This window comes from Tsukamurella sp. 8F (genome assembly GCF_029167375.1).
GTDB lineage: Bacteria > Actinomycetota > Actinomycetes > Mycobacteriales > Mycobacteriaceae > Tsukamurella.
The window spans coordinates 19,291-40,513 of the sequence record NZ_JARFTP010000036.1; the positions used below are offsets into that span (position 1 = coordinate 19,291).

Here is a 21,223-nt window from a genome sequence, read left to right on the forward strand (position 1 = left end):
TTCGGGCCTCATGCCTCGTCGGCCTCGTCCGTCGGCTCCTCGGCCGCGGCCGCAGGGGTCCGATCGGCGTTGGCGAGCAGCAGGTAGATGCTGCGCACCGTATCCCCGAGCAGCTCGTCCACCGCGGTGATCTGGTCGGCGTCACCGTTGCGGGCGACGCGCCGCGTGACCTCGGCTAGCTCGCGCACGGTCTCGCGAAGATGGTCGCGTTGATCCGCGCCGCCCTCGAACACCGCGAAGGGGTTCACGTCCCCGAGCTGTTCGGCGACGTATTCGCGGCCCGCGTCGGTCAGCGTGGCGACCTTGCGCCCCTGATCGCGACTGATGGTGATCAGGCCTTCGTCCTCGAGCTGGCTGAGCGTCGGGTAGATCGCGCCGGGGCTGGGCTTCCAGCCTCCGGCCGTGCGCTCCTCGATGGACTGGACGATCTGATAGCCGTGCATCGGCTCGGCTGCGAGCAGTTGCAGGACCGCGACGCGGACATCTCCGCGCTGGACCCCGCGGCGGCCGCGACCGCGCCCCCGGCCGCGTCCCGGTCCGCCGGGGCCGAACGGCCCGGGGAACCCACCGCGGAAGTCGGCGCCGAATTCTCCGTCGGGCCCTGGGCGTCCGCCCGGGCCGGGACGGCCGCCGGGACGTCCCGGCCCGAAGCCGGGACCGAAGCCCGGGCCGCCGGGGAATCCCGGATTGCGGAACGCGCGCCGGCCGCGGCCACGTCCCCTTCCACCGAAGTCGTCGTCGCGGCCGAACTCGTGATTCATCATGTGCGGTGCCATGGTGGCACTCCTCTCGTGTAGGGCGGCTCGCTCGGGGTTGTCCCGGGAGCGCCGGTTTCTTACTGATGCACTCACGATATATCGCGATCGTGTCGATTGCAAGGCGCCGTGACATGTCCTGCTTGGACGGTTCGACATCGGGGGCCGTGCCCGGAACGCAGACGGCCCCGTCACCAGCGGTGACGGGGCCGTTCGACTCGGGCCGGGGGTCAGGCGTTCGCGGCCTTCTCGATCCTGGCCACGATCTGGCCCGCGAACTTCTCTGCCAATCCCGGAACGCGTCCCAGGAACAACACGGGCTCGACCAGTTGCACCTCGATGAGCCACGGGGCGTCCTTCGGCGTGCGGATCAGGTCGACGCGCGCGTACAGCGGAGACTCGGTCACGCCGCGGGAGAGCGCGAAATCGGCGAGCCTGCGCTCCCCCTCGGTCGGCTCGATGTCGACCACGTCCTCGCCGGGCCGCAGTTCGTCGGACGGGTCCGAGTCCGGTGCGATGTGCAGGGATCGGGCCACCGCATGACTGAACTCGCCGTCCAGGTAGATGAGCGACACGCCCGAACGCTCGAGGTCGGACTCGACGTACGGCGAGATCATCGCCGTCTTCCCCGCCGCCTTGATCTTCTCCAGCTCGGCCTTGCTCGCCTCGGCGTCACCGGGACCGAAGCGCCGGGCCTCGAGCAGGCCGCCGCTGATCGACGGCCGCACGATGTGCTCGACACCCAGGTAGTCGTGCTCGAGTGTGGGGTCGTGGACGGTGACGAACTGAGTCGGAACGATGTCGACACCCTCGGACTCGTAGTCGCGCAGGTAGCGCTTGTCCGCGTAGTAACGCACGAGGGGCTCCTGATTGAGGGCCAGTGCCTTGTCCTTGATCTTCCACATCCAGCCGAGGAAGTCGTCGTATCGCCGCGAGTAGTCCCACGTGCCGCGCAGCACGACGGCGTCGTAGTCCTCCCACTCGATAGAGGCGTCGTCCCACACCACCGGCTCGGCCGTGTGGCCGGCCGCGCGCAGCGCGTCGAGGACCAGTCGGCCATCGTCGTCGAGGTCCGGATATGCGGCCGCCGTCGCTAGGGCAATTCGGTAACTCACGCGAGCAAGTATGGCAGTCGCCCTCGCACCCCCGTCCGCGACACCCGCGTGAAGCACCACCGGATCGGTGTGGACGCGGGTTAGGCTGACGGTTCCCTCGAGCAGCCGGGCCTCCGATGCGACTGCTCACGTGAGTCCACCACGACGACGAAAGGCGCCGCGTGACGAGCCCCTGCCCGACGCAGCCCCCGGCCGCGGCGTCAGTGGACCCGTACCGGGCCCTGTGCACGAGCGTCGAGAGCGCCCGCCTGTGGCTTTGCCCGGCGTCGACCGACGGCCGGTTCACCATCGTCGACCGGCACCTGCGACGCACCCTGGGCCGGATCTCCCTGCGCGCGTCACGACACAGCATCGGTGCGGGCGGCCTCGAGCTGAGCTACGCCGTCGCCGCCCCTTTCCGGCGCAGGGGATTCGCCACCGAGGCCGCCGCGAGCCTCGTCGGCCACGCATTCGCCGTGACCGGCACGCTGCGCGTATATGCGCACACGGCGCTCTCGAACGCCGCGTCGCGGCACGTGCTGGAGACGCTCGGTATGCGCCAGGTCGAGGTCGCGATGCACGACTGGGAGTCCCTTGCGGAAGATGTTGCGGCGCCACCGATAGCCGACGCCACAGCTCCCGACGGGCTGGACCTACGCCCCTTCGCGCGGCTCGAGTACGAGATCGATCGCGAGACATGGCTGACCCGGCGCAGCGGCGGATGGGCGGGAACACCCGCCCGCCGCCCACTTCCGCCGCGACTCAGCCGACAGGTTGCCGATCCCGCGGATCAGGTCGCCTCCGCAGAGTTGCTCGACCGCGCCTTGGAGGAGCTGGCACGGGGGCGTCGCCCGGGACAGGGACGGCACGCCGCTCGCCCCGCTTGACCGCCATGACCCCCGCCATGATGAGGACGGCCCCGCCGAACTGTGCCGGGGCAAGCGACTCGCCCAGCAGGAACCACGCCGCGACCGTTGCCATCAGCACCTCACTGAACGCGAGGAACGACGCCAGTGTCGGGCCGACCATGTTGATGGCGACGATGCCCGCGACGTATGCGAGTCCGGTCGCGACCGCGCCCACGACGACCGCCGGCACCCACCAGGGCACCGTTCCAAGGTGACCCATGTGCACGTCGACCGCATGGATGCGGACAGGCACCGCACCCACGGCCCACAGCGCGGTGAGTGCGATCGCCCCGACGGTCATGCCGCCGACCGCGAGCGCCATCTGATCCGCCTCTGGGGCCTCGTCGCCGTCCGAACCGTCGTGTGCGAGAAGGAAGTAGCCGGCACAGCCGACGAGTGCGAGCAGCGCCCACGCCACGCCCCCGGGCGTCACCCGCGCCCCGCCGTCCGACGCCCCGACGACGAGGGCCAGCCCCGCGATCGCCACCACTGCGCCCGCCGTGGTGAGCACAGAAGGGCGCCGCCCGAACCGCATCCACAGGTAGCCGATGACCACGACGGGAGCAGAGAACTCGATGAGGAGGGCGACGGTGACCGACATCCGGCTGACCGCATAGAAGTACGAGAGATTGGTCGCCAGCACCGCGACCAATCCGTATGCGATCACGCTGCGCGGCGCTGAGCGCAGGGTCGCGAGGCGGTCTCGGGCGAAGACGAGCATCGGAACCAAGGTCACGAGCGATGCGATCCACAGACGCGTAAGCACCACCGCGCCGGGTGACCAGCCGGCCTCGATGAGCGGTTTGCCGAACGGACCCGACATGGCGAACGCCGCGCCCGACACCAGCGCGACAGCAATCCCCTTCCTAACCAAACCTCCGACCAGCGCACGACATGTTCTAACTCGATTACACTCATGACGATATAGAGAACTCTCGTAAGGAGTCAAATGGATTTCTCCCATGACACGGAGCCGTCCCTGGTCATGGCCGCGGAGTTGCTGAACAGCGCGCGCGGCGATGCTGGGGACCTCCTCGACTCGGGCACCGAGCTCCGCGCGTTCTTCCGGCGCCACCACATGACAGGCTGGCGCGACGCCGTCGAAGCGGACCTGGACTCCGTGCACGAACTGCGCGAGCGCCTCGCCGCGGTCTGGGCCGCGCCCGACACCCCCACGGTGGCGACACTCGTCAACGAGCTACTGGCCGACACGCCGCAGCAACCGCACCTGGTCAAGCACGGCAAGTTCGACTGGCACCTGCACTTCGTCGACGACCACGCCCCGATCACGGTGCGCCTGCGCACAGAGATGGCGATGGCACTCGTCGACCTGGTGCGCAGCGCCAACGTCGACCGGCTCAAGACCTGCGCTGCAGACGGCTGCGACCACGTCCTCGTAGACCTGACCCGCAATCGTTCACGACGGTTCTGTTCGACGGGCAACTGCGCCAATCGGACACACGTGGCCGCGTACCGCGAGCGACGTGCGCTGCGCCACGACGACGCCGCTGACGGGTAGCCACCACGCCGCGCGACGCGGCGCCTGGGGACGACTACCGTAGGGCAGGGCGGTGTGTCGGCGCGGACCACCGAGAGGAATCGAGACTAGTGCAGGAGCATGTGATCAGATGAGTTTCAACGACGGATCCGGCCGCCACAGGGTGGTCGTCATCGGTTCGGGGTTCGGCGGCCTCTTCGGAACGAAGGCGCTCAAGAACGCCGACGTCGACGTGACCATGATCGCCAAGACCACCCACCACCTGTTCCAGCCGCTGCTGTACCAGGTCACCACGGGCATCCTCTCCGAAGGCGAGATCGCTCCCCCGACCCGCGTCATCCTCCGGAAGCAGCGCAACGCGCAGGTCCTGCTCGGCGAGGTCTCCGATATCGATCTCGAGAACCGCACCGTCACGTCGCAGTTGCTCGAACGCACCACCGTCACACCGTTCGACAGTCTCATCGTCGCCGCGGGGGCCGACCAGTCGTACTTCGGCAACGACCAGTTCGCCGAGTTCGCGCCGGGAATGAAGACCATCGATGATGCCCTCGAGCTGCGCGGCCGTATTCTGGGCGCGTTCGAGCAGGCCGAGCTGTCGAACGACCACGAGGAGCGGCAGCGTCTCCTCACCTTCGTTGTGATCGGTGCCGGCCCCACAGGCGTGGAGCTCGCCGGGCAGATCGCGGAGATGTCGGACAACACCCTCAAGGGCGCCTTCCGCAACATCGACGCCACCGAGGCCCGCGTCATCCTGCTCGATGCAGCCCCGGCCGTTCTCCCCCCGATGGGTCCGAAGCTCGGCAAGATGGCCGCCGATCGCCTCACCCGGATGGGCGTGGAGATCCAGCTCGACGCGATGGTCACCGGCGTCGACGCCGACGGGCTCACGGTCAAGGAGAAGGACGGCACCGAGCGCCGCATCGAAGCGCAGTGCAAGGTGTGGTCGGCGGGAGTCGCCGCATCGAAGCTCGGCAAGACCCTCGCCGACCAGTCCGGCGCCGAGTTGGACCGCGCAGGCCGCGTCAAGGTGCTGCCGGACCTGACGATCCCCGGCAACCCGAACGTCTTCGTGGTCGGCGACATGATGGCCGTCGACGGTGTGCCGGGCATGGCGCAGGGCGCCATCCAGGGCTCGACCTATGCGGCCAAGGCCATCAAGGCCGGGCTCAAGGGCCAGCAGGCGACCGAACGCAAGCCGTTCAAGTACTTCGACAAGGGCTCGATGGCCACGGTGTCCCGAGCCAGCGCCGTCGCGAAGGTCGGGAAGTTCGAGTTCGGCGGGTTCATCGCCTGGCTGATGTGGCTCGGCCTGCACCTCTGGTACATCGTCGGCTACCAGAACCGCGTCGTCACCCTCCTGTCGTGGGCCATCACCTTCCTGACCAACAAGCGCGGCCAGATGACGGTGACCGAGCAGCAGGTCTACGCACGTTCGGCGCTGGATGCCCTGCAGGAGATCGAATCCAGCGGGCGCAGCTCCGTAGCGATCCCGCCCGTACAGACGAGCTCTCCCCGCAAGGCGCTGCCGAAGAAGTCGGACGAGAAGGCCGACGAGAAGGCCAGCTGACCGTCCCGCCGACAGACGGCACCGCAGGCTGAGCGGCGGACGGCGAAAGCGAGAGGCCGCCCACCTGATCCGGTGGGCGGCCTTCGCGTCGGCGATCCGCGGCGTTACGAGGTCGCGGGCTTGGAGATGGAGACCTTCTTCTCCCAGTCACTGCTCTGGATGGTCACCTTGCCGGAGCCCATGGTGATCTCGGCCTGCACCAGGTTGTGCGGGGCCTTCTCGGATAGCCAGACGGTGATGGGCAGGTCGCCCGACGTGTTCTGAGCACCGGTCGGCGACTTGCTCGGGATGATCTTGTCGACGACTGCGGAGTCGACGGTGCCCGTGATCTTGATGGTCTGGGTTCCCGCAAGTGACTCGCTGCCGGCGGACTTGGGGCTCTTGACGGCTCCGAGCAGGTGACCGAGGCCGAGATCCTTGTTGAGGATGACCGCCGGGTCGTAGACACTCTTGGCGGGGCCGAAGTTCTTGTACGCGGCGCCCGCGAGCTGCGCGTACAGATTGCCGTCGATCACGACGAACTTGGCGCTGACGTACTTCTCGTCGATCCGGAAGCTGCCCTCACCCTGCGCGGCGACCGACGGCTGGTTGGTGACGTCGCCGGTCAGGCTCTGCAGGGGCACGCCCTGAACGTTCTTGTCCACCTTCATGACGATGTGCACGGAGTGCATCATCTGCGTGACCTTCGCGGCTTCGGTCAGCACCGCCGCGGCATCGGTCGCAGCGACGGTGGGCGGGACCGAGCCCGTCGCGGAGTCTTGGGCGGGCGGGATGGTCTCGGACGACGCGGCGGAGCCAGCCGTCGGCGCGTTGGTGGCGACACCTCCGCCATTGCCACTGGAACAGCCCGCGACCAGCGCGGCGGACACGGAGACGACGGCGACGACAGGCAGCAGTCCGGAGCGGATACGTGCGGTGGAACCGCGGAGATGGGCATTCATGACGGCGACTGTAGCCCGCCCCACCAGCGTTTCAGTAGTAATCCGCTTGGCTGGGCACCGACTGTACATTGGCAACGGTTCCGATCAATTTCGAAAATATAAGATCAATCGGTCACAGCCTGTTACAAGCCACGTACCATTTGGCGATTGTTCAGTCGAGGGCTAGCCGACCAGCGGAGGATGTCGCCATGTCCATCGACCATTCACCCGCCGACGAGGCGGTGCCGGCACCGGGGGAAGTCCTTCCGCCGCAGCCGGATCCCGCCACGCCCTCTGATCCCGTCGCCGTGGGCGACGGCGACGCCGAGGTGCCGGCGGAGCACGATCTCGGCCGGATGCCCGGGCCCGACGGCGGGCCGCGGCTCTCCAACGTCTGGGTGTACAACGGCAAGGCCTACGACCTCAGCGACTGGATCTCCAAGCATCCGGGCGGCGAGTTCTTCATCGGGCGCACCAAGAACCGCGACATCACGTCGATCATCGGCTCCTACCATCGCGACCCCGAGAAGATCGAGCGGATGCTCGAGCGCTACTCCCTCGGCCGGGACGCGGTCGTCGAGGACGTCCACCCCAAGAACAATGCTCCGGACTTCCTCTTCACCGAGGGGTTCGACAGCTGGCGCGACACTCCGCATTACGACTTCACCGACCGCAACGACCTTCTGCACCAGATCAAGGGGCGGCTCAAGGAGCCGGCGCTCGCCGCGCGCCTCAAGCGGATGGACCGGCTGTTCGACGTGGTCGCCGCCCTGCTGCTGGTCGCATACTTCGCCGTCGAGGGGCTCCGTCTCTTCGAGCGCAGTTGGATGCCCCTGTGGGCGTTCGTGATCCTGATGGTCGTGCTGCGGAGCTCCCTCGCCGGCTTCGGCCACTACGCCATCCACCGGGCGCAGAAGGGCGCGAACAAGTATTTCGTAAACGCGTTCGACTTCAACTACGTCGCACTGAGTTTCGTGACCGCCGACGGGCACGCACTGCTGCACCATCCGCATACCCAGAGCGAGGTGGACATCAAGAAGAACGTCTTCACCTTCATGATGGATCTGCCGCGCGGCTTCCGGGTACCGGTGCACACTCTGCACAAGTTCGGCCACACGGTGACCGGCATGTTCGTGCGGATGCTGGAGATCTGCAAGCTGACCCGCAAGGTCGGCATGGCCGACATGTACGGCTCCTGGCGCGGCGGTCTGCCCCACTTCATCGGGGCCTTCGGGACCCGCTTCCTGCTGCTGGGCGAGATGGTGCTGTTCCTCGTGATGGGCGACTTCTGGGCCTGGGCCCTGCAGTTCGTCGTGACCCTCTGGGTATCGACCTTCCTGGTCGTGGCGAGCCACGACTTCGAGGTGGAGACCGAGGAGATCGAAGTGAACACCGACGACTGGGCCGTCAACCAACTGGAGCAGGCATACGACCTCAAGGTCGTCGGTAACCGCTACGTCGACTGCTTCCTCTCGGCAGGGCTCTCCAGCCACCGCGCCCACCATGTACTCCCCTTCCAGCGCAGCGGGTTCGCGAACATCGCCAGCGAGGACGTGATCCGCGAGGAGGCGGCGAAATTCGGCGTCGAATGGCTGCCCGCCAAGAGCTTCTTCGCAGACAGGTTGCCTAAACAGGTCGCCACCTATCTCCTCGCTCCCTCGCGCCCGGCCCAGGAACAGGGCCTCGGCTTCTGGCGCGAGCACTTCTCCCCCTCCGCACTGCGCACCTGCGCGGACTACACCGTCAAGGGGTTCACGGGCATCGGCACCGTCTGACCCGCACCCCGCTCCCAGACAAGGACAACCATCATGACCGTCACCGTCGTAACCGACGGGGGCAGCTCGGCCCGTCGCGGCAAGCGCCCCGGCACAGCCACCCGCCTCCAGCCCGCGCAGTCGCCGCTGCCGCCCGCGCCACCGACGAGCGTCGCGGTCGTCGAGGGCATCGCGACCGGTGCTCCCGAGCAGGTGATCGAACAGGCCGATGCTGCGGCGCGCGTCGCCGCCCTCTTCGACGACCCTCAGCAACGCGCACGCATTCCCCGCGTCTACGCGAAGACACGGGTCCTGCGTCGGCATCTCGCCATCGACCCGACCTCGCCCGAGTTCGAGGAGTTCGGGCGGCGACCCGCCACCATCCGCGAGCGGATGCGTCTCTACATGGAGCACGCGACGCCGCTGGCAGTCGACGTCGCCGGGCGGGCGATCGCCGATGCCGGCGTCCGGGCAGCCGACGTGGGCCTACTCGTGTTCGTCACGAGCACGGGCTTCGTCGCGCCCGGCGTCGACGTCGCGATCGTCCAGCGGCTCGGCCTGCCTCGTACCGTGAACCGCGTGGTCGTCAACTTCATGGGCTGCGCGGCCGCGATGAACGGCGTGCAGACCGCGTCCGACTACGTTCGCGCGCACCCCGACCGCAAGGCCCTCGTGGTCTGCCTCGAGCTGAGCAGTGTCAACGCGGTGTTCGGCGGCGGGCAGCGGGGTGACGGGGTGCGCGACGTGCGGGCCGACGAGATCATCACACACAGCTTGTTCGGCGATGGTTGCGGCGCCCTGGTCGTCGGGGCTTCCGAGGTGCAGCACCAGCTGCCCGCGGGACGGATCGTGTTGCGACAGAGCTTCTCCCATCTGTTCGATGATGCGGAGGACGGCATCGTGCTCGGCGTGAACGACGATGGGATCACCTGCGAGCTGGCCGAGTCGTTGCCGCAGTACATCCGGCGCGGCGTCGCGCCCGTGGTCGCGGAGTTGCTTGCCGGGCAGGATCTCTCGGCCGACGACATCGACCTGTGGGCGATCCACCCCGGCGGCCCGAAGATCATCGACCAGTCCGCACTCTCACTCGGCCTCCATCCGTCGGTCGCCGACGTCAGCTGGGACATCCTGGCCGAGTACGGCAACATGCTCAGTGTCTCGCTGATATTCGTCCTACAGGAGATGGCGCGGCGGGCCGCGACGTCCGGCGGTAGCGGCCCCCTCACAGGGGTGGCCTTCTCGTTCGCACCGGGCGTCACCCTCGAGGGCGTCCTGTTCGACCTGGTACGAGAGTGACACGGCCATGCGACTTCTGAGGTATCTGTTCACCGTCTCGTGGGCCGGCATAGTCGGCGCGATCGTCGCCGGCCTGCTGTGCGGCGCCGCGAACGCGTATCTCGTGACGCTCATCAACAGCTCCGTCGGGCCGCAGCCGCGCCCGGGGGCACCGCAGCAGTTCATAGTCACCGGTCTCATCGTCCTGGTCGGCGGCCTCGTGTCGCAGGTGATACTGATGCGCCTGGCCCAGAACGCGGTGTACCGCTTCCGGGCCGGGCTCAGCGAGCGCATCGTAGCCGCCCCGCTGCAGCACCTCGAGCGCCTCGGTTTGCACCGGCTGATCGCGACGCTGACCGAGGATGTGCGGTCGTTGTCACAGGCCGCGACCGCGATCCCGATGATGTGCATCGACGCCGCCACGATCGTCGGATGCCTTGTATACCTCGCGATCGTGTCGGGCGTGGTCTTCACCATCACCGTCGGATCGACACTCATCACTATCGCGTGCGTGGAGACGATCCTGTCGCGCGTGCGGCGACTCTTCCGATCCGCCCGCGAGAACGAGGATGCTCTGCTGCACGCGTTCACCGCTGTCGGCTCGGGCATCAAGGAGCTCAAACTGCACCGCGGCCGCCGCGCGGACTTCATGGATCGGCACCTGCTCGGCACGGCGCGCAAACTGCGGGACCAGAACGTCGACGCCGGTTCACAATTCGCGTTCGCACAGGGATTCGGACAGCTTTTCCAGCTGGCGACGATGGCCTTCATCCTGTTCGGGTTGGCGCTCATCATCCACATGCCGCGCGAGACGATGGTGGGCTACGTCCTCATCACGACGTTCCTCGCCATGCCCATGCAGAACATCATGCATCGCATACCCGATCTGCTACGCGGCGACGTGGCTCTCGCCAAGATCCGGTCGCTCAGCCTGTCGATGGAGGTCGCGCACGACGAGTCCGACCTGCCCTATGACGACCGACCCGTGATGTCGCCCGCGCGGATCGAGCTCGTGGGAGTCGGCTACACGTACCCGCCGGAGGGGCCCGGAATGCCGGGTGCCCCCGGGGCGCCGGGTATGCCTCCTCCTCCTCCTCCCGGACCCGACGGTGCCGGGACTCCCGGGCCGCACCCCCTGGGCGGAGACGGTGAGCATCCCGACGTCAACGGCGTGGACTTCGGTCCGGGCCGCCGGCCGGCACCGCGCCGCCGCGGGCGAGGCCGTCATCAGCCGCCGACGGGCCATCCGCTGCCTCCCCATCCCCCGTTCCCGCCCGACGGCGGGCAGGGCTTCCATCTGGGCCCCGTCGACCTGGCGTTCGAACCCGGGCATGTGACGTTCATCGTGGGTGGTAACGGCAGCGGCAAGTCCACGCTGGCGAAGCTCATCACCGGCCTCTACGCTCCGGACGCCGGCTCGGTGCGGTTGAACGGCGAGGAGATCGGCCGGCACAACGTCGAGTGGTTCCGGCAGCACACCGCAGCGGTCTTCACGGACTTCCACCTGTTCGAGGACTACCTCGGCATGGACCGCCCGGGCATCGACGACGAGGTGCGCACGCTGCTCGATCACCTCCAGTTGTCACACAAGGTGACTGTCTCGGACGGCCGCCTGTCCACCATCGCGCTGTCCCAGGGGCAACGCAAGCGACTGGCGCTGCTGACCGCGTTGCTGGAGGACCGGCCGGTATATCTCTTCGACGAGTGGGCCGCGGATCAGGACCCGCACTTCCGCGACCTGTTCTACGGCAGCATACTCTCCGACCTGCGTGCCCGAGGCAAGACGGTCATCGTGATCACCCACGACGACCGCTACTTCGACCGCGCCGACCGCCTGATCAAGCTCGACCTCGGCCGGGTCGTGGAGGGCGTCGCCACGGTCTGAACGGGCACAGCCATGCTGTAACCGCGCGAAACAGCGCCGCAACACCGGGGTAGCGCCCGCGACAACCGGGGCTCCTACCGTCCTCGCATGCCACCGACAATCGACTCGGTCCCGGGCGGGACACCCGCCTCGCAGACCACCGACGCATCTCCGTCACGCCGCTCGGGCGCCGCCGCGGCGGCCGCCCGCGAGACGCTCGAGGACTACACGCTCCGGTTCGCGCCGCGCAGCTACCGCAAGTGGGGGCCCGCGGTCGTCGCGACGTCCGCGCTGGGCGGCATCGCCTACCTCGCCGACTTCGCGATCGGCGCGAACATCGGCATCGCGAACGGAACCGGGAACGCTCTGCTCGGCATCGCCTTCTTCGCGATCGTCGTCGTGCTGACCGGTCTGCCGCTCGCCTACTACGCGGCGCGCTACAACATCGACCTCGACCTCATCACTCGCGGTTCGGGTTTCGGCTACTACGGCTCCGTCGTCACCAACGTGATCTTCGCGTCGTTCACGTTCATCTTCTTCGCGCTCGAAGGTTCGATCATGGCGCAGGGGCTGCAGCTCGGCCTGAAGATCCCGCTCTGGCTCGGGTATCTGGTGTCCTCGGTACTGGTCATCCCGCTCGTGATCTACGGGATGAACACGCTCGCGAAACTGCAGGTGTGGACAACCCCGCTGTGGCTGGTGATGATGGTGCTCCCCTTCGCCTACCTGCTGATCACACACCCCAGCGCCATCGGCGACTTCTTCGCATACTCGGGCAGCAACCCCGACGGATCGCCTGCGGGCCACGGCGTCTCGTTCGCCGGGACGATGCTCGCGGCAGGCGTGTGCCTGTCTCTCATCGCCCAGATCGCAGAGCAGATCGACTACCTCCGGTTCATGCCACCCCGCACGCCCGAGAACAGCCGCAAGTGGTGGATAGCCGTACTCACCGCGGGCCCGGGTTGGGTCGTCTTCGGTGCGATCAAGCAGATCGTCGGCCTGTTCCTCGCCGTCTACCTCATCGCGCAAGCCGCCGACAATGCCGGGATCGCCAACCAGCCCGTGCACCAATTCCTCGAGATCTACCAGGACTTCGTCCCGCACTGGCTCGCACTCACCCTGGCCGTGGCCCTCGTCGTCATCAGCCAGATCAAGATCAACGTGACCAACGCGTACTCCGGGTCGCTGGCATGGACCAACAGCTTCACGCGCGTCACCAAGACCTACCCCGGCCGGCTCGTTTTCCTGGTGCTCAACGTCGCGATCGCCATCGTGTTGATGGAGGCCGATATGTTCAGCTTCCTCAACAACCTGCTGAACTTCTATGCGAACTGCGGCATCGCGTGGATCGTCGCCGTCGCATCGGATATCGCGATCAACAAGTATCTGCTGAAGCTGTCGCCCAAGGTTCCCGAGTTCCGGCGCGGCATGCTGTACGCCGTCAATCCGGTGGGATTCGTGTCACTGATCGTCGCGGCCGGAGCCTCTATCCTCGTGTACTTCAACGTGTTCGGGGACGCGATCCAGCCCTACTCCCCGATCGTCGCCCTCGTTCTCGCGCTGGTGTTGCCGCCCGTGATCGCGATCGCGACGCGCGGCAGGTACTACCTACGCCGTGCCGATGACGGCATCGATCTGCCGATGTTCGACGAGCACGGCAACCCCTCCGGCGACACACTGCTGTGTCACGTCACGGGCATCGAGTTCGAACGCCCAGATATGATCGCGTCCGCGCAGCGCGGGCCCGAAGGTGAGACGCTGTACATCAGCTCCCTCGCCCTCTCCACCGACCGGACCGGGGAGCACATCCTGCCCGAGACGACCTAGGACTCAGCCATCGCTCCGATGATGCCGGCCCAACCCGCCCAGCGACGCCTCACGGCGGCACTCACCCCGGCGGGTTGGGCCGGTGTCGGCGGTATGACAGCGGTGATCGCACTGCTACACCTGCTCGGTTGGGGCACACTGGTATTCGTCGTCGCACCCGAGCACCTCAGCCTGGGGCAGCAGACGCTCGGCGTGGGGGTCGGGCTCACCGCCTATACCTTGGGCATGCGGCATGCATTCGACGCCGACCACATCGCCGCCATCGACAACACCACCCGGAAGCTGATGGCCGAGGGGCGTCGCCCCGTCACCGTCGGATTCTGGTTCTCACTCGGCCATTCGACGGTGGTGTTCGCCCTCGCGGTCCTCCTCGCCGCGGGGGTGCGCACCCTGGCCGGTCCGGTCGAGGACGACGCATCGGCTCTGCACCGCGTCACGGGACTCGTCGGCACGTCGGTTTCGGGCGGCTTCCTCTACCTCATCGCCGCGCTCAACATCGCGGTCCTCGCGGGGATCCTCCGGGTCCTGCGCGACCTGCGCCGCGGCACGTACGACGAGGCCGAGCTCGAGGCACGTCTCGCGCAGCGCGGTCTCGTCAACCGCCTGCTCGGCAGATTCACCGGGGCCATCACCCGGCCGTGGCAGATGTATCCGCTCGGCCTGCTGTTCGGCCTCGGCTTCGACACCGCCACCGAGGTCGCGCTGCTCGTGCTCGCCGGGACCGGCGCGGCCGCCGGTCTGCCGTGGTACGCCGTGCTGTGCCTGCCGATCCTGTTCGCGGCCGGCATGAGCCTGTTCGACAGCATCGACGGCACCTTCATGAACTTCGCCTACGGCTGGGCGTTCGCCGATCCGGTCCGCAAGGTCTACTACAACCTCGTCGTGACCGGTCTGTCGATCGCGGTCGCGCTCGCGGTGGGCACCGTCGAGGTGTTGGCGCTACTCGCGGAGGAGTTCGGCTGGTCCGGGCCGTTCTGGGACGCCGTGGCGGGCCTCGACCTGAACGTGCTGGGCTATCTCATCGTCGGGCTGTTCGTCACGACGTGGGTGAGCGCCGTGCTCGTGTGGCGCTTCGCCGGGATCCGTGAACGGTGGGCGCCACCGTCAGAGCGAGGCTCGCGCGAGGAGTAGTTCGTCGCCGAGGTCGGCCACGCGGTGGCCGGTCACCGTCGTGAGCGATCCACCGCGCTCGAGCGGCAGCACCGCCGCGGCGTACGACGGCGGTATCGAAGCGAGCGGAACCGCCGTACCGGGGAATTCGTATGCGCTCAGGAGCGCCCTGTCCGGCACGGCGGCTCCCTGCGCGAGTTCGACGGTGTGCCGCAGGTGGGGCATGCCTCCGAGATCGACGGCCAGGCGCCCGCTCCACGTTCCACCGGGCTCGCCCAGGCGCCCGAGCTGCACGCGCTCGACGACCCGCGCGGAACCGCCGGGCTCCAGGTCCAACTCCGTCGAATTCATATGTGCTGCACCTCCGGCCACGATGGTGGGTTCGGGTGCGAGATCCAACCGCGCGCCGTCGCCGACGGTGAGCAGCCAGCGCGTCGTCGAGCGACCCGAGGTGCGCCCCGGGTAGACGACGGTGGCCGCCACCGTCGTCAGCTCGAGCACCGCGCCCGCGTGCACGGTCACATCGACGGTGATCTCGTCGTCGCCCACCGGCGTCGCCGCGGCCGACACCAGGTGTACCCGGTCCGCCCCGGTCAGGCGAGCGGCCAATCCCCCCTCGGCGGCGAGCGACGGTCGTCGGCCGGGGTAGGCCTCGATCCGGACCCGTGTGATCACCCGGGATCCACGTGCGGCTGCCCGGCCTCGTGCGCACGCACGTGAGCAAGCTGCTCCCGGATCCACGCGGTCACCGGACCCGCAAGGTCGTCCTCCACTAGGGAGACCGTCACCGTCGGTCGCCCGTCACGTACCTTCCCGGCATCGTCGATCATCACCTGGACGTCCGCACCTACCAGCGGCGCGAGATCGGTCTTGTTGATCACCAACAGGTCCGAGTACGTGACCCCCGGGCCACCTTTACGCGGCACCTTGTCTCCCCCGGCGACGTCCAGAACGAAGATCTGCACGTCTATGAGGCCGGAACTGAATGTGGCCGTGAGGTTGTCGCCGCCGGACTCGAGGAGGACGAGGTCCAGACCGGGGTTCCGCGCGGTCAGGTCCTCGATGGCGTCGAGATTGGCGGTGATGTCGTCACGGATCGCCGTGTGCGGGCAGCCGCCGGTGCGCACGGCGGCGATCCGCTCGTCCGGCAGGATCGCATTGCGGCGCAGGAAGTCCGCATCCTCCTCGGTGTAGATGTCGTTGGTCAGAACGGCGATCGACAGGTCCGCCTGGAGCGCACGGCAGACCGCGGCGACGAGGTGCGTTTTACCGACGCCGACCGGGCCACCTATTCCGACACGCAGCGCCTCCCCCGGCATCCGGGTCCGCTTGGGCCTGTCGGGATCGTGGGTGTGCGGCTTGCCGTCGATCAGATGCGGGGGCATACGCCCTCCCTTCCATGGTGTTTCAGGATACGAACAGGGGGTTGTCCCGCAGCAGGTGGCGTTCGGCGAGGACGTCCTGGAGGGGGTCGGACAGGTCCGCGAGGCCCGTGACCGCCGAGGCGGCGACGATCTCACACTCTGTCGCAAGCTTCATCGTCAGCACCGCGACATCCGCGGGATCCAGGGCGAGCAGGCGCTGGGCGGCGGTCGCCGCGCCCGTCATCGCGGTGTACCCGGCTACCAGCGCGGCGCCGTTCGGCGATACCCCGGCCAGACGGGCCACGACCCCGAGAACCGTTGCGGCGTGTGGCCTCTCGGCCCATCCGAGATCTTCGTCCGGCCATGCGCGGCGGCCGAATCGCAGGTAACCGCGCCCCTGTATGCGGGATGCCTCGCGAGCCGCCGGCGACGGCGTCCGCGCGCTCGTCTCGATATCCGCACGGGTGGGCGTCAGGCGCCCCGCGCACACCGCCGCCGCGATCGAGCCGGTGACGAGCCCGACGGTGCGCACTCTCCGCTCCAGGTACGCACCGACCCCGGGGACGTCCCGGACGAGACCGGAGACGATCGCCTCCTCCATCCCGCCCGAGTGCACGTGCCCACCCACCGGCAATCGCGAATCCGCCAGGGTGAGAAGGCCGGCCAGCCGCAACTCGTCCATCAGAACAGGAAGTAGCGCTGCGCCATCGGCAGCTCGGCCACGGGCGCCGAGTCCCACACCTCGCCATCGATGCGCACCGTGAACGTATCGGGGTCGACGCGGATGTCCGGGCACGCGTCGTTGAGTGGCATGTCCGCCTTGCCCAGACTGCGCGTATCGCGGACAGGAACCAGCCTGCGCCGCACATCGATTCGGTCGCCGAGGCCGGCATCGGCCGCACCCGGGGCGACGAAGTGAACGCTGGTGGCAGCCGCCACCGGCGCCGACGCACCGAACATCGGCCGCGGCAGGACGGGCTGGGGCGTCGGGATCGAAGCATTGGCATCGCCCATCTGCGCCCACGCGATCGCCCCACCCTTGAGCACCGCGTGCGGCCGGACGCCGAAGAACGCGGGCTCCCACAGGACGAGATCCGCCAGCTTGCCCACCTCGACCGAGCCGACCTCACCGTCGAGACCATGCGCGACCGCCGGGCAGATCGTGTATTTGGCGACGTACCGCCGTGCTCGGAGGTTGTCGGCGCGGCCGTCCCCGGGCAGGGTCCCCCGACGGAGCTTCATGGCGTGCGCCGTCTGCCACGTGCGCATCACTACCTCACCCACTCGCCCCATGGCCTGCGCATCGGAACCGATCATCGAGATCGCGCCGAGGTCGTGCAGGACGTCCTCGGCCGCGATGGTGGAGGGACGGATCCGGGACTCGGCGAACGCGAGGTCCTCCGGGATCGAGGCCGAGAGATGATGGCACACCATGAGCATGTCGAGGTGCTCGTCGAGCGTGTTGACGGTGTGGGGCCTCGTCGGGTTCGTCGAGCTGGGCAGGACGTTCGGCAGGGACGCGACGGTGATGATGTCCGGTGCGTGGCCGCCACCGGCGCCCTCGGTGTGGTAGCTGTGGATGCTCCGGCCGGCGATCGCGCCGACCGTGTCCTCCACGAAGCCCGCCTCGTTGAGGGTGTCGGTGTGCAGCGCAGCCTGCACGCCCGTCTCGTCGCACACCCGCAGGCACGCGTCGATCGCGGCAGGGGTCGCGCCCCAGTCCTCATGCAGTTTGAAACCCGCTGCGCCGCTACGGGCCTGCTCGCGCATCGCATCGGCACTCACGGTGTTGCCCTTGCCGAGGAGCGCCACGTTGACGGGCCAGGAGTCCAGCGCCTCGAGCATCCGGGCCAGGTGCCAGGCGCCGGGGGTCACCGTCGTCGCCTTGCTTCCCTCCGCCGGGCCGGTGCCTCCACCGATAAGGGTCGTGATGCCGCCACCGAGCGCCTCCGGGATGACCTGAGGGCAGATGAAGTGCACATGGCAGTCGATCGCACCCGCCGTGACGATCCGGCCGTTGCCCGCGATCACCTCGGTCGAGGGACCGACCACGAGATCCGGGTGCACGCCGTCCATCGTGTCCGGGTTGCCCGCCTTGCCCAGCGCGACGATACGACCATCGCGGATCCCGATGTCCGCCTTGACGATCCCCCAGTGGTCCAGAACGACGGCGCCGGTGATCACGGTGTCGGGGGCGCCTTCGGCGCGGGTCGCTCGACCCTGCCCCATCGATTCGCGGAGTACCTTGCCTCCACCGAAGACCGCTTCGTCGCCCGCAAGGCCGGGGCCGCCCGAGAGGTCGCGCTCGACCTCGATGAAGAGCTCCGTGTCGGCGAGCCGGATGCGGTCGCCGGTGGTGGGGCCGAACATCTGCTCGTAGCGTCGGCGCGAGATCTCGCTCATGTGGACGCCGCCTCCCCGTCGAGCCGCCCGGGCGGATCCAACGAGATCCCGTATACCTCGCGCGCGCCGGCGATCGGCACGAGTGACACGTCCTGTCCGATTCCGGGTTCGAACCGCACCGCGGTGCCGGCGGGGATGTCGAGCCGCAGCCCGTGGGCCGCAGCGCGGTCGAACCGCAGCGCACCATTGGCCTGCGGGAAATGGACGTGCGAGCCGACCTGCACGGGCCGATCGCCACCGTTGACCACATGCACCGTCGTCTTGGGGCGGCCGGTGTTCAGCTCGATCACGCCGTCGTCGACGAGAACTTCTCCGGGGATCATTCGCGCCTCGCTCAGGGGATCGGATGGTGGACGGTGACGAGCTTCGTGCCGTCCGGGAAGGTGGCCTCGACCTGCACGTCGTGCAGCATCTCGGGGATGCCGTCCATGACGTCGTCGCGCGTGAGCACCTCACGCCCGGAGGCCATGAGCTCGGCCACGGTGCGTCCGTCACGTGCGCCTTCCAGCACGTGGTCCGTGACGATCGCGACGGCCTCGGGATGGTTGAGCCGCAGCCCCCGCGCCCTGCGGCGCCGAGCCAGCTCCGCCGCATACGACAGGAGCAGACGTTCCTGCTCGTGCGGGGAGAGATGCATCGGGCCTCCTGCTGTGCTGTGCGGCCTGGCCTGCAGACCGCGCGAGCTCATAGTGCCACGTAGGGCGCGCATCCGCTGAACGGACTCGATGTCCATATATTGAGACGCCGAGTCCACATATCAGGAACGGCATGTTTCACTGGTGCAATGCAACGGGATGGCAGCGGGTGGCGGATCAACTTGGCGGTGTGCGCATTCGGGTCGTTCACGACCCTCGTCGCGATGACGATGCTCGTTCCGCTCCTACCCGATTTCGTGCGGACACTGGGGGTGTACTCGGACGCAGAGGTGCTGCGCTGGTCCGGCTACGCATACAGTGCGACGTTCCTCACGGCGGCGCTGACGGCACCCCTGTGGGGCGCCCTCGGCGACCGCTACGGACGGCGTTCGATGCTGCTGCGCGCCAGCCTGGGCATGGCGGTGGTGACGCCGCTCATCGGCCTGTCCCACTCGGTCTGGCAACTCGTTGCGCTGCGGCTACTGACCGGGCTGATGGGTGGATATTCCTCTGGCGCAACCATCCTCGTAGCGGCGCAGGCGCCCGAGGAGAGGCGCGGCTGGGCGCTCGGAGTGCTTTCGTCCGGCATCCTGGCGGGATCCGTCGCGGGGCCACTCATCGGCGGCACGCTGCCGGCGATGATCGGCACGGGGCCGACATTCATCGCGTCGGGAGCGGCGATCTTCGTGGCGTTCCTCGCAACCGCGGCCTTCGTCCGCAACGTCCCGGACTCCGGCACCGCCACCGGCCATGCGGAGGCGTATCCCGGGCGCCGCCTGCCCGCAGGTGTTCCACTCCTGCTGGTCACATCGACGATGCTCATGTTCGCCCTCATGTCGGCCGAGCCGATCATCACGGTGTACATGGGCGCCCTCGGAGGCGGCACGCGCGCCGCGACGTGGGCGGGAGTCGCCATGGCGCTGTCGGCCGCGGGCAGCGTCGCGGCGGCACCGCTACTCGGTCGCGTGACCGACGCGCGAGGCGCGCCGACGGTGATCGCGGCGAGCCTGGGCGCGGGAGCCCTGCTCCTCCTCGCGCAGGCCGGCGCGGGCGCGCCATGGGCTCTGTGCGCCCTACGCTTGGCACAGGGCGTCGCCCTGGCCGGCCTCACCCCTGCGGTCGCGGCGGCGATCCGGCAACACACCCCGTCGGACCGCGTCGGGCGCGTACTGGGCCTGAACGTGTCCGCGAGCTACATCGGCCAGATCGCGGGGCCGGTGCTCGGTGCCGAGGTCGGCGGAACCTGGGGTGTGCGCGCGGTCTTCGTAGCCACGGCCGCGGTGATGACACTGACGCTGGCCGCGAATCTTCTCCTGCAACGGCGGATCCGAGCCGGGAGCTCCGAGCCTCGATCGCCGGTACGGCACCCCTAGTCTTCGATGTTCTGCAGCCGGACCTGGCCGCGGGCGACGGTCTTACCGTCGGCGCCCGTGATCTCGACGAGCCACAACTGCTGTCGACGACCGCGGTGGATCGGGGTCGACACGGCCGTGAGCTCGCCCTCGGACACCGCGCGCAGGAAGTCGGTGTTGTTGTTCACCCCGACGACGTGCCCGGCGATACCCCTCGACCCTATCCAGAGCTGCCCAGACACGCTGGCCACCGACTCGATCACCGAGCAGTAGACGCCACCGTGCGTGATCCCCCACGGCTGGTGCAGTTCTGGTCGCAGGGTGAACTCGGCGGTGACGGAGTCGGGCGACGCTGCGGTGTAGCGCAGACCTAGCACGACGTCGAAGCCCTTGAGCTCGTTGGACTGGATCTGCTCCTGCAGGTTCTGATCGCTCATCGCCCAACCATAATCCGGGCCCGAATGGGGGTTGACCCCGATGCCGACGGCACCGTCAGGGGCCACGATGGCAGGCATGAGCAACACGTACCCGAACACCGGCACCCCCACACCCCGACGCTTCACCCGCGACACCAGCGACAGGTGGCTGGGCGGTGTGTGCTCCGGCACCGCCCGCTACTTCGGCGTGAGCCCGGCTCTCGTCCGAGTCCTGGCGGTGGTCTCGATCCTGCTACCGGGCCCGCAGTTCCTGCTCTACATACTGCTGTGGATCATCATGCCGAAGGACTGAAGCGGTCCGACCGACACAGACGAAGGGCCGGTTCCGGGTGTGACATCCGGAACCGGCCCTCCTGCTCTCCCGAAGGAGTCGGGGGGGGGGCGGGGTGGGGGGGGGGGTTGCCCCCCAAACTTGGCCCCGGCGGCGAGCGACGGCACCGCGTCGCCGTGCTGGCCGGAG

The 21,223-nt window shown here is 68.4% G+C and carries 20 protein-coding genes and 1 pseudogene; 10 read left to right on the forward strand and 11 right to left on the reverse strand.

Translation table 11 applies throughout. The features are described 5' to 3' along the window. Nucleotides 1-8 precede the first annotated feature (8 nt). A complete protein-coding gene (locus P0W64_RS19660; protein ID WP_275481874.1) occupies nt 9-776 on the reverse strand; it encodes a PadR family transcriptional regulator in 768 nt (255 codons plus the stop codon). Nucleotides 777-985: 209 nt separating this feature from the next. Further along, nucleotides 986-1,870, reverse strand: coding sequence for a hypothetical protein (locus tag P0W64_RS19665; protein WP_275481875.1), 885 nt, complete (start codon nt 1,868-1,870; stop codon nt 986-988). Nucleotides 1,871-2,031: 161 nt separating this feature from the next. Between P0W64_RS19665 and P0W64_RS19670 the strand changes: the two genes are divergently transcribed. Further along, on the forward strand, nt 2,032-2,736 hold the full coding sequence (locus tag P0W64_RS19670; protein WP_275481876.1) for a GNAT family N-acetyltransferase: 705 nt from the start codon (nt 2,032-2,034) through the stop codon (nt 2,734-2,736). 13 nt (nt 2,737-2,749) lie between these two features. Here the strand turns inward: P0W64_RS19670 and P0W64_RS19675 are convergent. After that, nucleotides 2,750-3,721, reverse strand: a pseudogene (locus P0W64_RS19675) (DMT family transporter); the annotation flags it as partial. Between P0W64_RS19675 and P0W64_RS19680 the strand changes: the two are divergent. Together P0W64_RS19680 and P0W64_RS19685 are read left to right on the forward strand one after the other, a co-directional pair. Beyond that, nucleotides 3,707-4,276 (forward strand): CGNR zinc finger domain-containing protein, encoded by a 570-nt coding sequence (locus P0W64_RS19680; RefSeq protein ID WP_275481877.1) that lies wholly within the window; start codon nt 3,707-3,709, stop codon nt 4,274-4,276. The pseudogene P0W64_RS19675 and the gene P0W64_RS19680 overlap by 15 nt on opposite strands. A 109-nt stretch (nt 4,277-4,385) precedes the next feature. Continuing rightward, on the forward strand, nt 4,386-5,822 hold the full coding sequence (locus P0W64_RS19685) for an NAD(P)/FAD-dependent oxidoreductase (protein WP_275481878.1): 1,437 nt from the start codon (nt 4,386-4,388) through the stop codon (nt 5,820-5,822). Nucleotides 5,823-5,926: 104 nt separating this feature from the next. Here P0W64_RS19685 and P0W64_RS19690 read toward each other — a convergent pair whose 3' ends face one another. After that, complete coding sequence (locus P0W64_RS19690) at nt 5,927-6,763, reverse strand: LppX_LprAFG lipoprotein (RefSeq protein WP_275481879.1); 837 nt, start codon at nt 6,761-6,763, stop codon at nt 5,927-5,929. Between the two features lie 335 nt (nt 6,764-7,098). Here P0W64_RS19690 and P0W64_RS19695 point away from each other — a divergent pair, with 335 nt between their 5' ends. The 5 genes from P0W64_RS19695 to P0W64_RS19715 all read left to right on the forward strand — a co-directional run bounded on the left by P0W64_RS19695 (nt 7,099) and on the right by P0W64_RS19715 (nt 14,593). Then, nucleotides 7,099-8,517: a cytochrome b5 domain-containing protein gene (locus tag P0W64_RS19695; protein WP_275481893.1), complete on the forward strand. Its 1,419-nt coding sequence runs from the start codon at nt 7,099-7,101 to the stop codon at nt 8,515-8,517. Nucleotides 8,518-8,550: 33 nt separating this feature from the next. Then, on the forward strand, nt 8,551-9,792 hold the full coding sequence (locus P0W64_RS19700; RefSeq protein WP_275481880.1) for a 3-oxoacyl-[acyl-carrier-protein] synthase III C-terminal domain-containing protein: 1,242 nt from the start codon (nt 8,551-8,553) through the stop codon (nt 9,790-9,792). Nucleotides 9,793-9,799: 7 nt separating this feature from the next. Continuing rightward, nucleotides 9,800-11,656 (forward strand): ATP-binding cassette domain-containing protein, encoded by a 1,857-nt coding sequence (locus tag P0W64_RS19705; RefSeq protein ID WP_275481881.1) that lies wholly within the window; start codon nt 9,800-9,802, stop codon nt 11,654-11,656. A gap of 87 nt (nt 11,657-11,743) precedes the next feature. Next, nucleotides 11,744-13,462 (forward strand): hypothetical protein, encoded by a 1,719-nt coding sequence (locus P0W64_RS19710; RefSeq protein ID WP_275481882.1) that lies wholly within the window; start codon nt 11,744-11,746, stop codon nt 13,460-13,462. An 18-nt stretch (nt 13,463-13,480) separates the two neighbouring features. Then, nucleotides 13,481-14,593, forward strand: a complete 1,113-nt coding sequence (locus tag P0W64_RS19715) for a HoxN/HupN/NixA family nickel/cobalt transporter (protein ID WP_275481883.1) — start codon at nt 13,481-13,483, stop codon at nt 14,591-14,593. Here the strand turns inward: P0W64_RS19715 and P0W64_RS19720 are convergent. The 6 genes from P0W64_RS19720 to P0W64_RS19745 are packed head-to-tail and all read right to left on the reverse strand — an operon-like array spanning nt 14,567 to nt 18,976. Beyond that, complete coding sequence (locus P0W64_RS19720) at nt 14,567-15,247, reverse strand: urease accessory protein UreD (protein WP_275481884.1); 681 nt, start codon at nt 15,245-15,247, stop codon at nt 14,567-14,569. The two genes, P0W64_RS19715 and P0W64_RS19720, sit on opposite strands and share 27 nt — an antisense overlap. After that, entirely contained in the window at nt 15,244-15,957 is a 714-nt protein-coding gene (gene ureG / locus P0W64_RS19725; RefSeq protein ID WP_275481885.1) for an urease accessory protein UreG, read from the reverse strand. The genes P0W64_RS19720 and ureG overlap by 4 nt, the downstream gene beginning before the upstream one ends. Before the next feature lie 22 nt (nt 15,958-15,979). Continuing rightward, the gene (locus P0W64_RS19730; protein WP_275481894.1) at nt 15,980-16,609 is read right to left on the reverse strand and encodes an urease accessory UreF family protein; all 630 of its coding nucleotides are present in this window, start codon (nt 16,607-16,609) and stop codon (nt 15,980-15,982) included. Between the two features lie 8 nt (nt 16,610-16,617). Continuing rightward, nucleotides 16,618-18,339 (reverse strand): urease subunit alpha, encoded by a 1,722-nt coding sequence (locus P0W64_RS19735; RefSeq protein WP_275481886.1) that lies wholly within the window; start codon nt 18,337-18,339, stop codon nt 16,618-16,620. Beyond that, on the reverse strand, nt 18,336-18,662 hold the full coding sequence (locus tag P0W64_RS19740) for an urease subunit beta (protein ID WP_275481887.1): 327 nt from the start codon (nt 18,660-18,662) through the stop codon (nt 18,336-18,338). Before P0W64_RS19740 ends, P0W64_RS19735 begins: the two co-directional genes overlap by 4 nt. An 11-nt stretch (nt 18,663-18,673) precedes the next feature. After that, nucleotides 18,674-18,976: an urease subunit gamma gene (locus P0W64_RS19745; RefSeq protein ID WP_275481888.1), complete on the reverse strand. Its 303-nt coding sequence runs from the start codon at nt 18,974-18,976 to the stop codon at nt 18,674-18,676. A gap of 147 nt (nt 18,977-19,123) precedes the next feature. Here P0W64_RS19745 and P0W64_RS19750 point away from each other — a divergent pair, with 147 nt between their 5' ends. After that, nucleotides 19,124-20,347 (forward strand): MFS transporter, encoded by a 1,224-nt coding sequence (locus P0W64_RS19750; protein WP_275481889.1) that lies wholly within the window; start codon nt 19,124-19,126, stop codon nt 20,345-20,347. Here P0W64_RS19750 and P0W64_RS19755 read toward each other — a convergent pair. Next, nucleotides 20,344-20,763 carry a PaaI family thioesterase gene (locus P0W64_RS19755; protein ID WP_275481890.1) on the reverse strand — a complete coding sequence of 140 codons (420 nt, stop codon included), beginning with the start codon at nt 20,761-20,763 and terminating at the stop codon, nt 20,344-20,346. The two genes, P0W64_RS19750 and P0W64_RS19755, sit on opposite strands and share 4 nt — an antisense overlap. Nucleotides 20,764-20,839: 76 nt before the next feature. Here P0W64_RS19755 and P0W64_RS19760 point away from each other — a divergent pair, with 76 nt between their 5' ends. Further along, nucleotides 20,840-21,055, forward strand: a complete 216-nt coding sequence (locus P0W64_RS19760; RefSeq protein ID WP_275481891.1) for a PspC domain-containing protein — start codon at nt 20,840-20,842, stop codon at nt 21,053-21,055. Nucleotides 21,056-21,223: the final 168 nt, after the last annotated feature.

What these genes read in the sequence shown, in the direction of transcription:
- P0W64_RS19660 (WP_275481874.1), bottom strand. Translation starts at nt 776, where the DNA reads ATGGCACCGCACATGATGAATCACGAGTTCGGCCGCGACGACGACTTC.
- P0W64_RS19680 (WP_275481877.1), top strand. Translation starts at nt 3,707, where the DNA reads ATGGATTTCTCCCATGACACGGAGCCGTCCCTGGTCATGGCCGCGGAG.
- P0W64_RS19685 (WP_275481878.1), top strand. Translation starts at nt 4,386, where the DNA reads ATGAGTTTCAACGACGGATCCGGCCGCCACAGGGTGGTCGTCATCGGT.
- P0W64_RS19690 (WP_275481879.1), bottom strand. Translation starts at nt 6,763, where the DNA reads ATGAATGCCCATCTCCGCGGTTCCACCGCACGTATCCGCTCCGGACTG.
- P0W64_RS19695 (WP_275481893.1), top strand. Translation starts at nt 7,099, where the DNA reads ATGCCCGGGCCCGACGGCGGGCCGCGGCTCTCCAACGTCTGGGTGTAC.
- P0W64_RS19700 (WP_275481880.1), top strand. Translation starts at nt 8,551, where the DNA reads ATGACCGTCACCGTCGTAACCGACGGGGGCAGCTCGGCCCGTCGCGGC.
- P0W64_RS19705 (WP_275481881.1), top strand. Translation starts at nt 9,800, where the DNA reads ATGCGACTTCTGAGGTATCTGTTCACCGTCTCGTGGGCCGGCATAGTC.
- P0W64_RS19710 (WP_275481882.1), top strand. Translation starts at nt 11,744, where the DNA reads ATGCCACCGACAATCGACTCGGTCCCGGGCGGGACACCCGCCTCGCAG.
- P0W64_RS19715 (WP_275481883.1), top strand. Translation starts at nt 13,481, where the DNA reads ATGATGCCGGCCCAACCCGCCCAGCGACGCCTCACGGCGGCACTCACC.
- ureG (WP_275481885.1), bottom strand. Translation starts at nt 15,957, where the DNA reads ATGCCCCCGCATCTGATCGACGGCAAGCCGCACACCCACGATCCCGAC.
- P0W64_RS19735 (WP_275481886.1), bottom strand. Translation starts at nt 18,339, where the DNA reads ATGAGCGAGATCTCGCGCCGACGCTACGAGCAGATGTTCGGCCCCACC.
- P0W64_RS19740 (WP_275481887.1), bottom strand. Translation starts at nt 18,662, where the DNA reads ATGATCCCCGGAGAAGTTCTCGTCGACGACGGCGTGATCGAGCTGAAC.
- P0W64_RS19745 (WP_275481888.1), bottom strand. Translation starts at nt 18,976, where the DNA reads ATGCATCTCTCCCCGCACGAGCAGGAACGTCTGCTCCTGTCGTATGCG.
- P0W64_RS19750 (WP_275481889.1), top strand. Translation starts at nt 19,124, where the DNA reads ATGCAACGGGATGGCAGCGGGTGGCGGATCAACTTGGCGGTGTGCGCA.
- P0W64_RS19755 (WP_275481890.1), bottom strand. Translation starts at nt 20,763, where the DNA reads ATGAGCGATCAGAACCTGCAGGAGCAGATCCAGTCCAACGAGCTCAAG.
- P0W64_RS19760 (WP_275481891.1), top strand. Translation starts at nt 20,840, where the DNA reads ATGAGCAACACGTACCCGAACACCGGCACCCCCACACCCCGACGCTTC.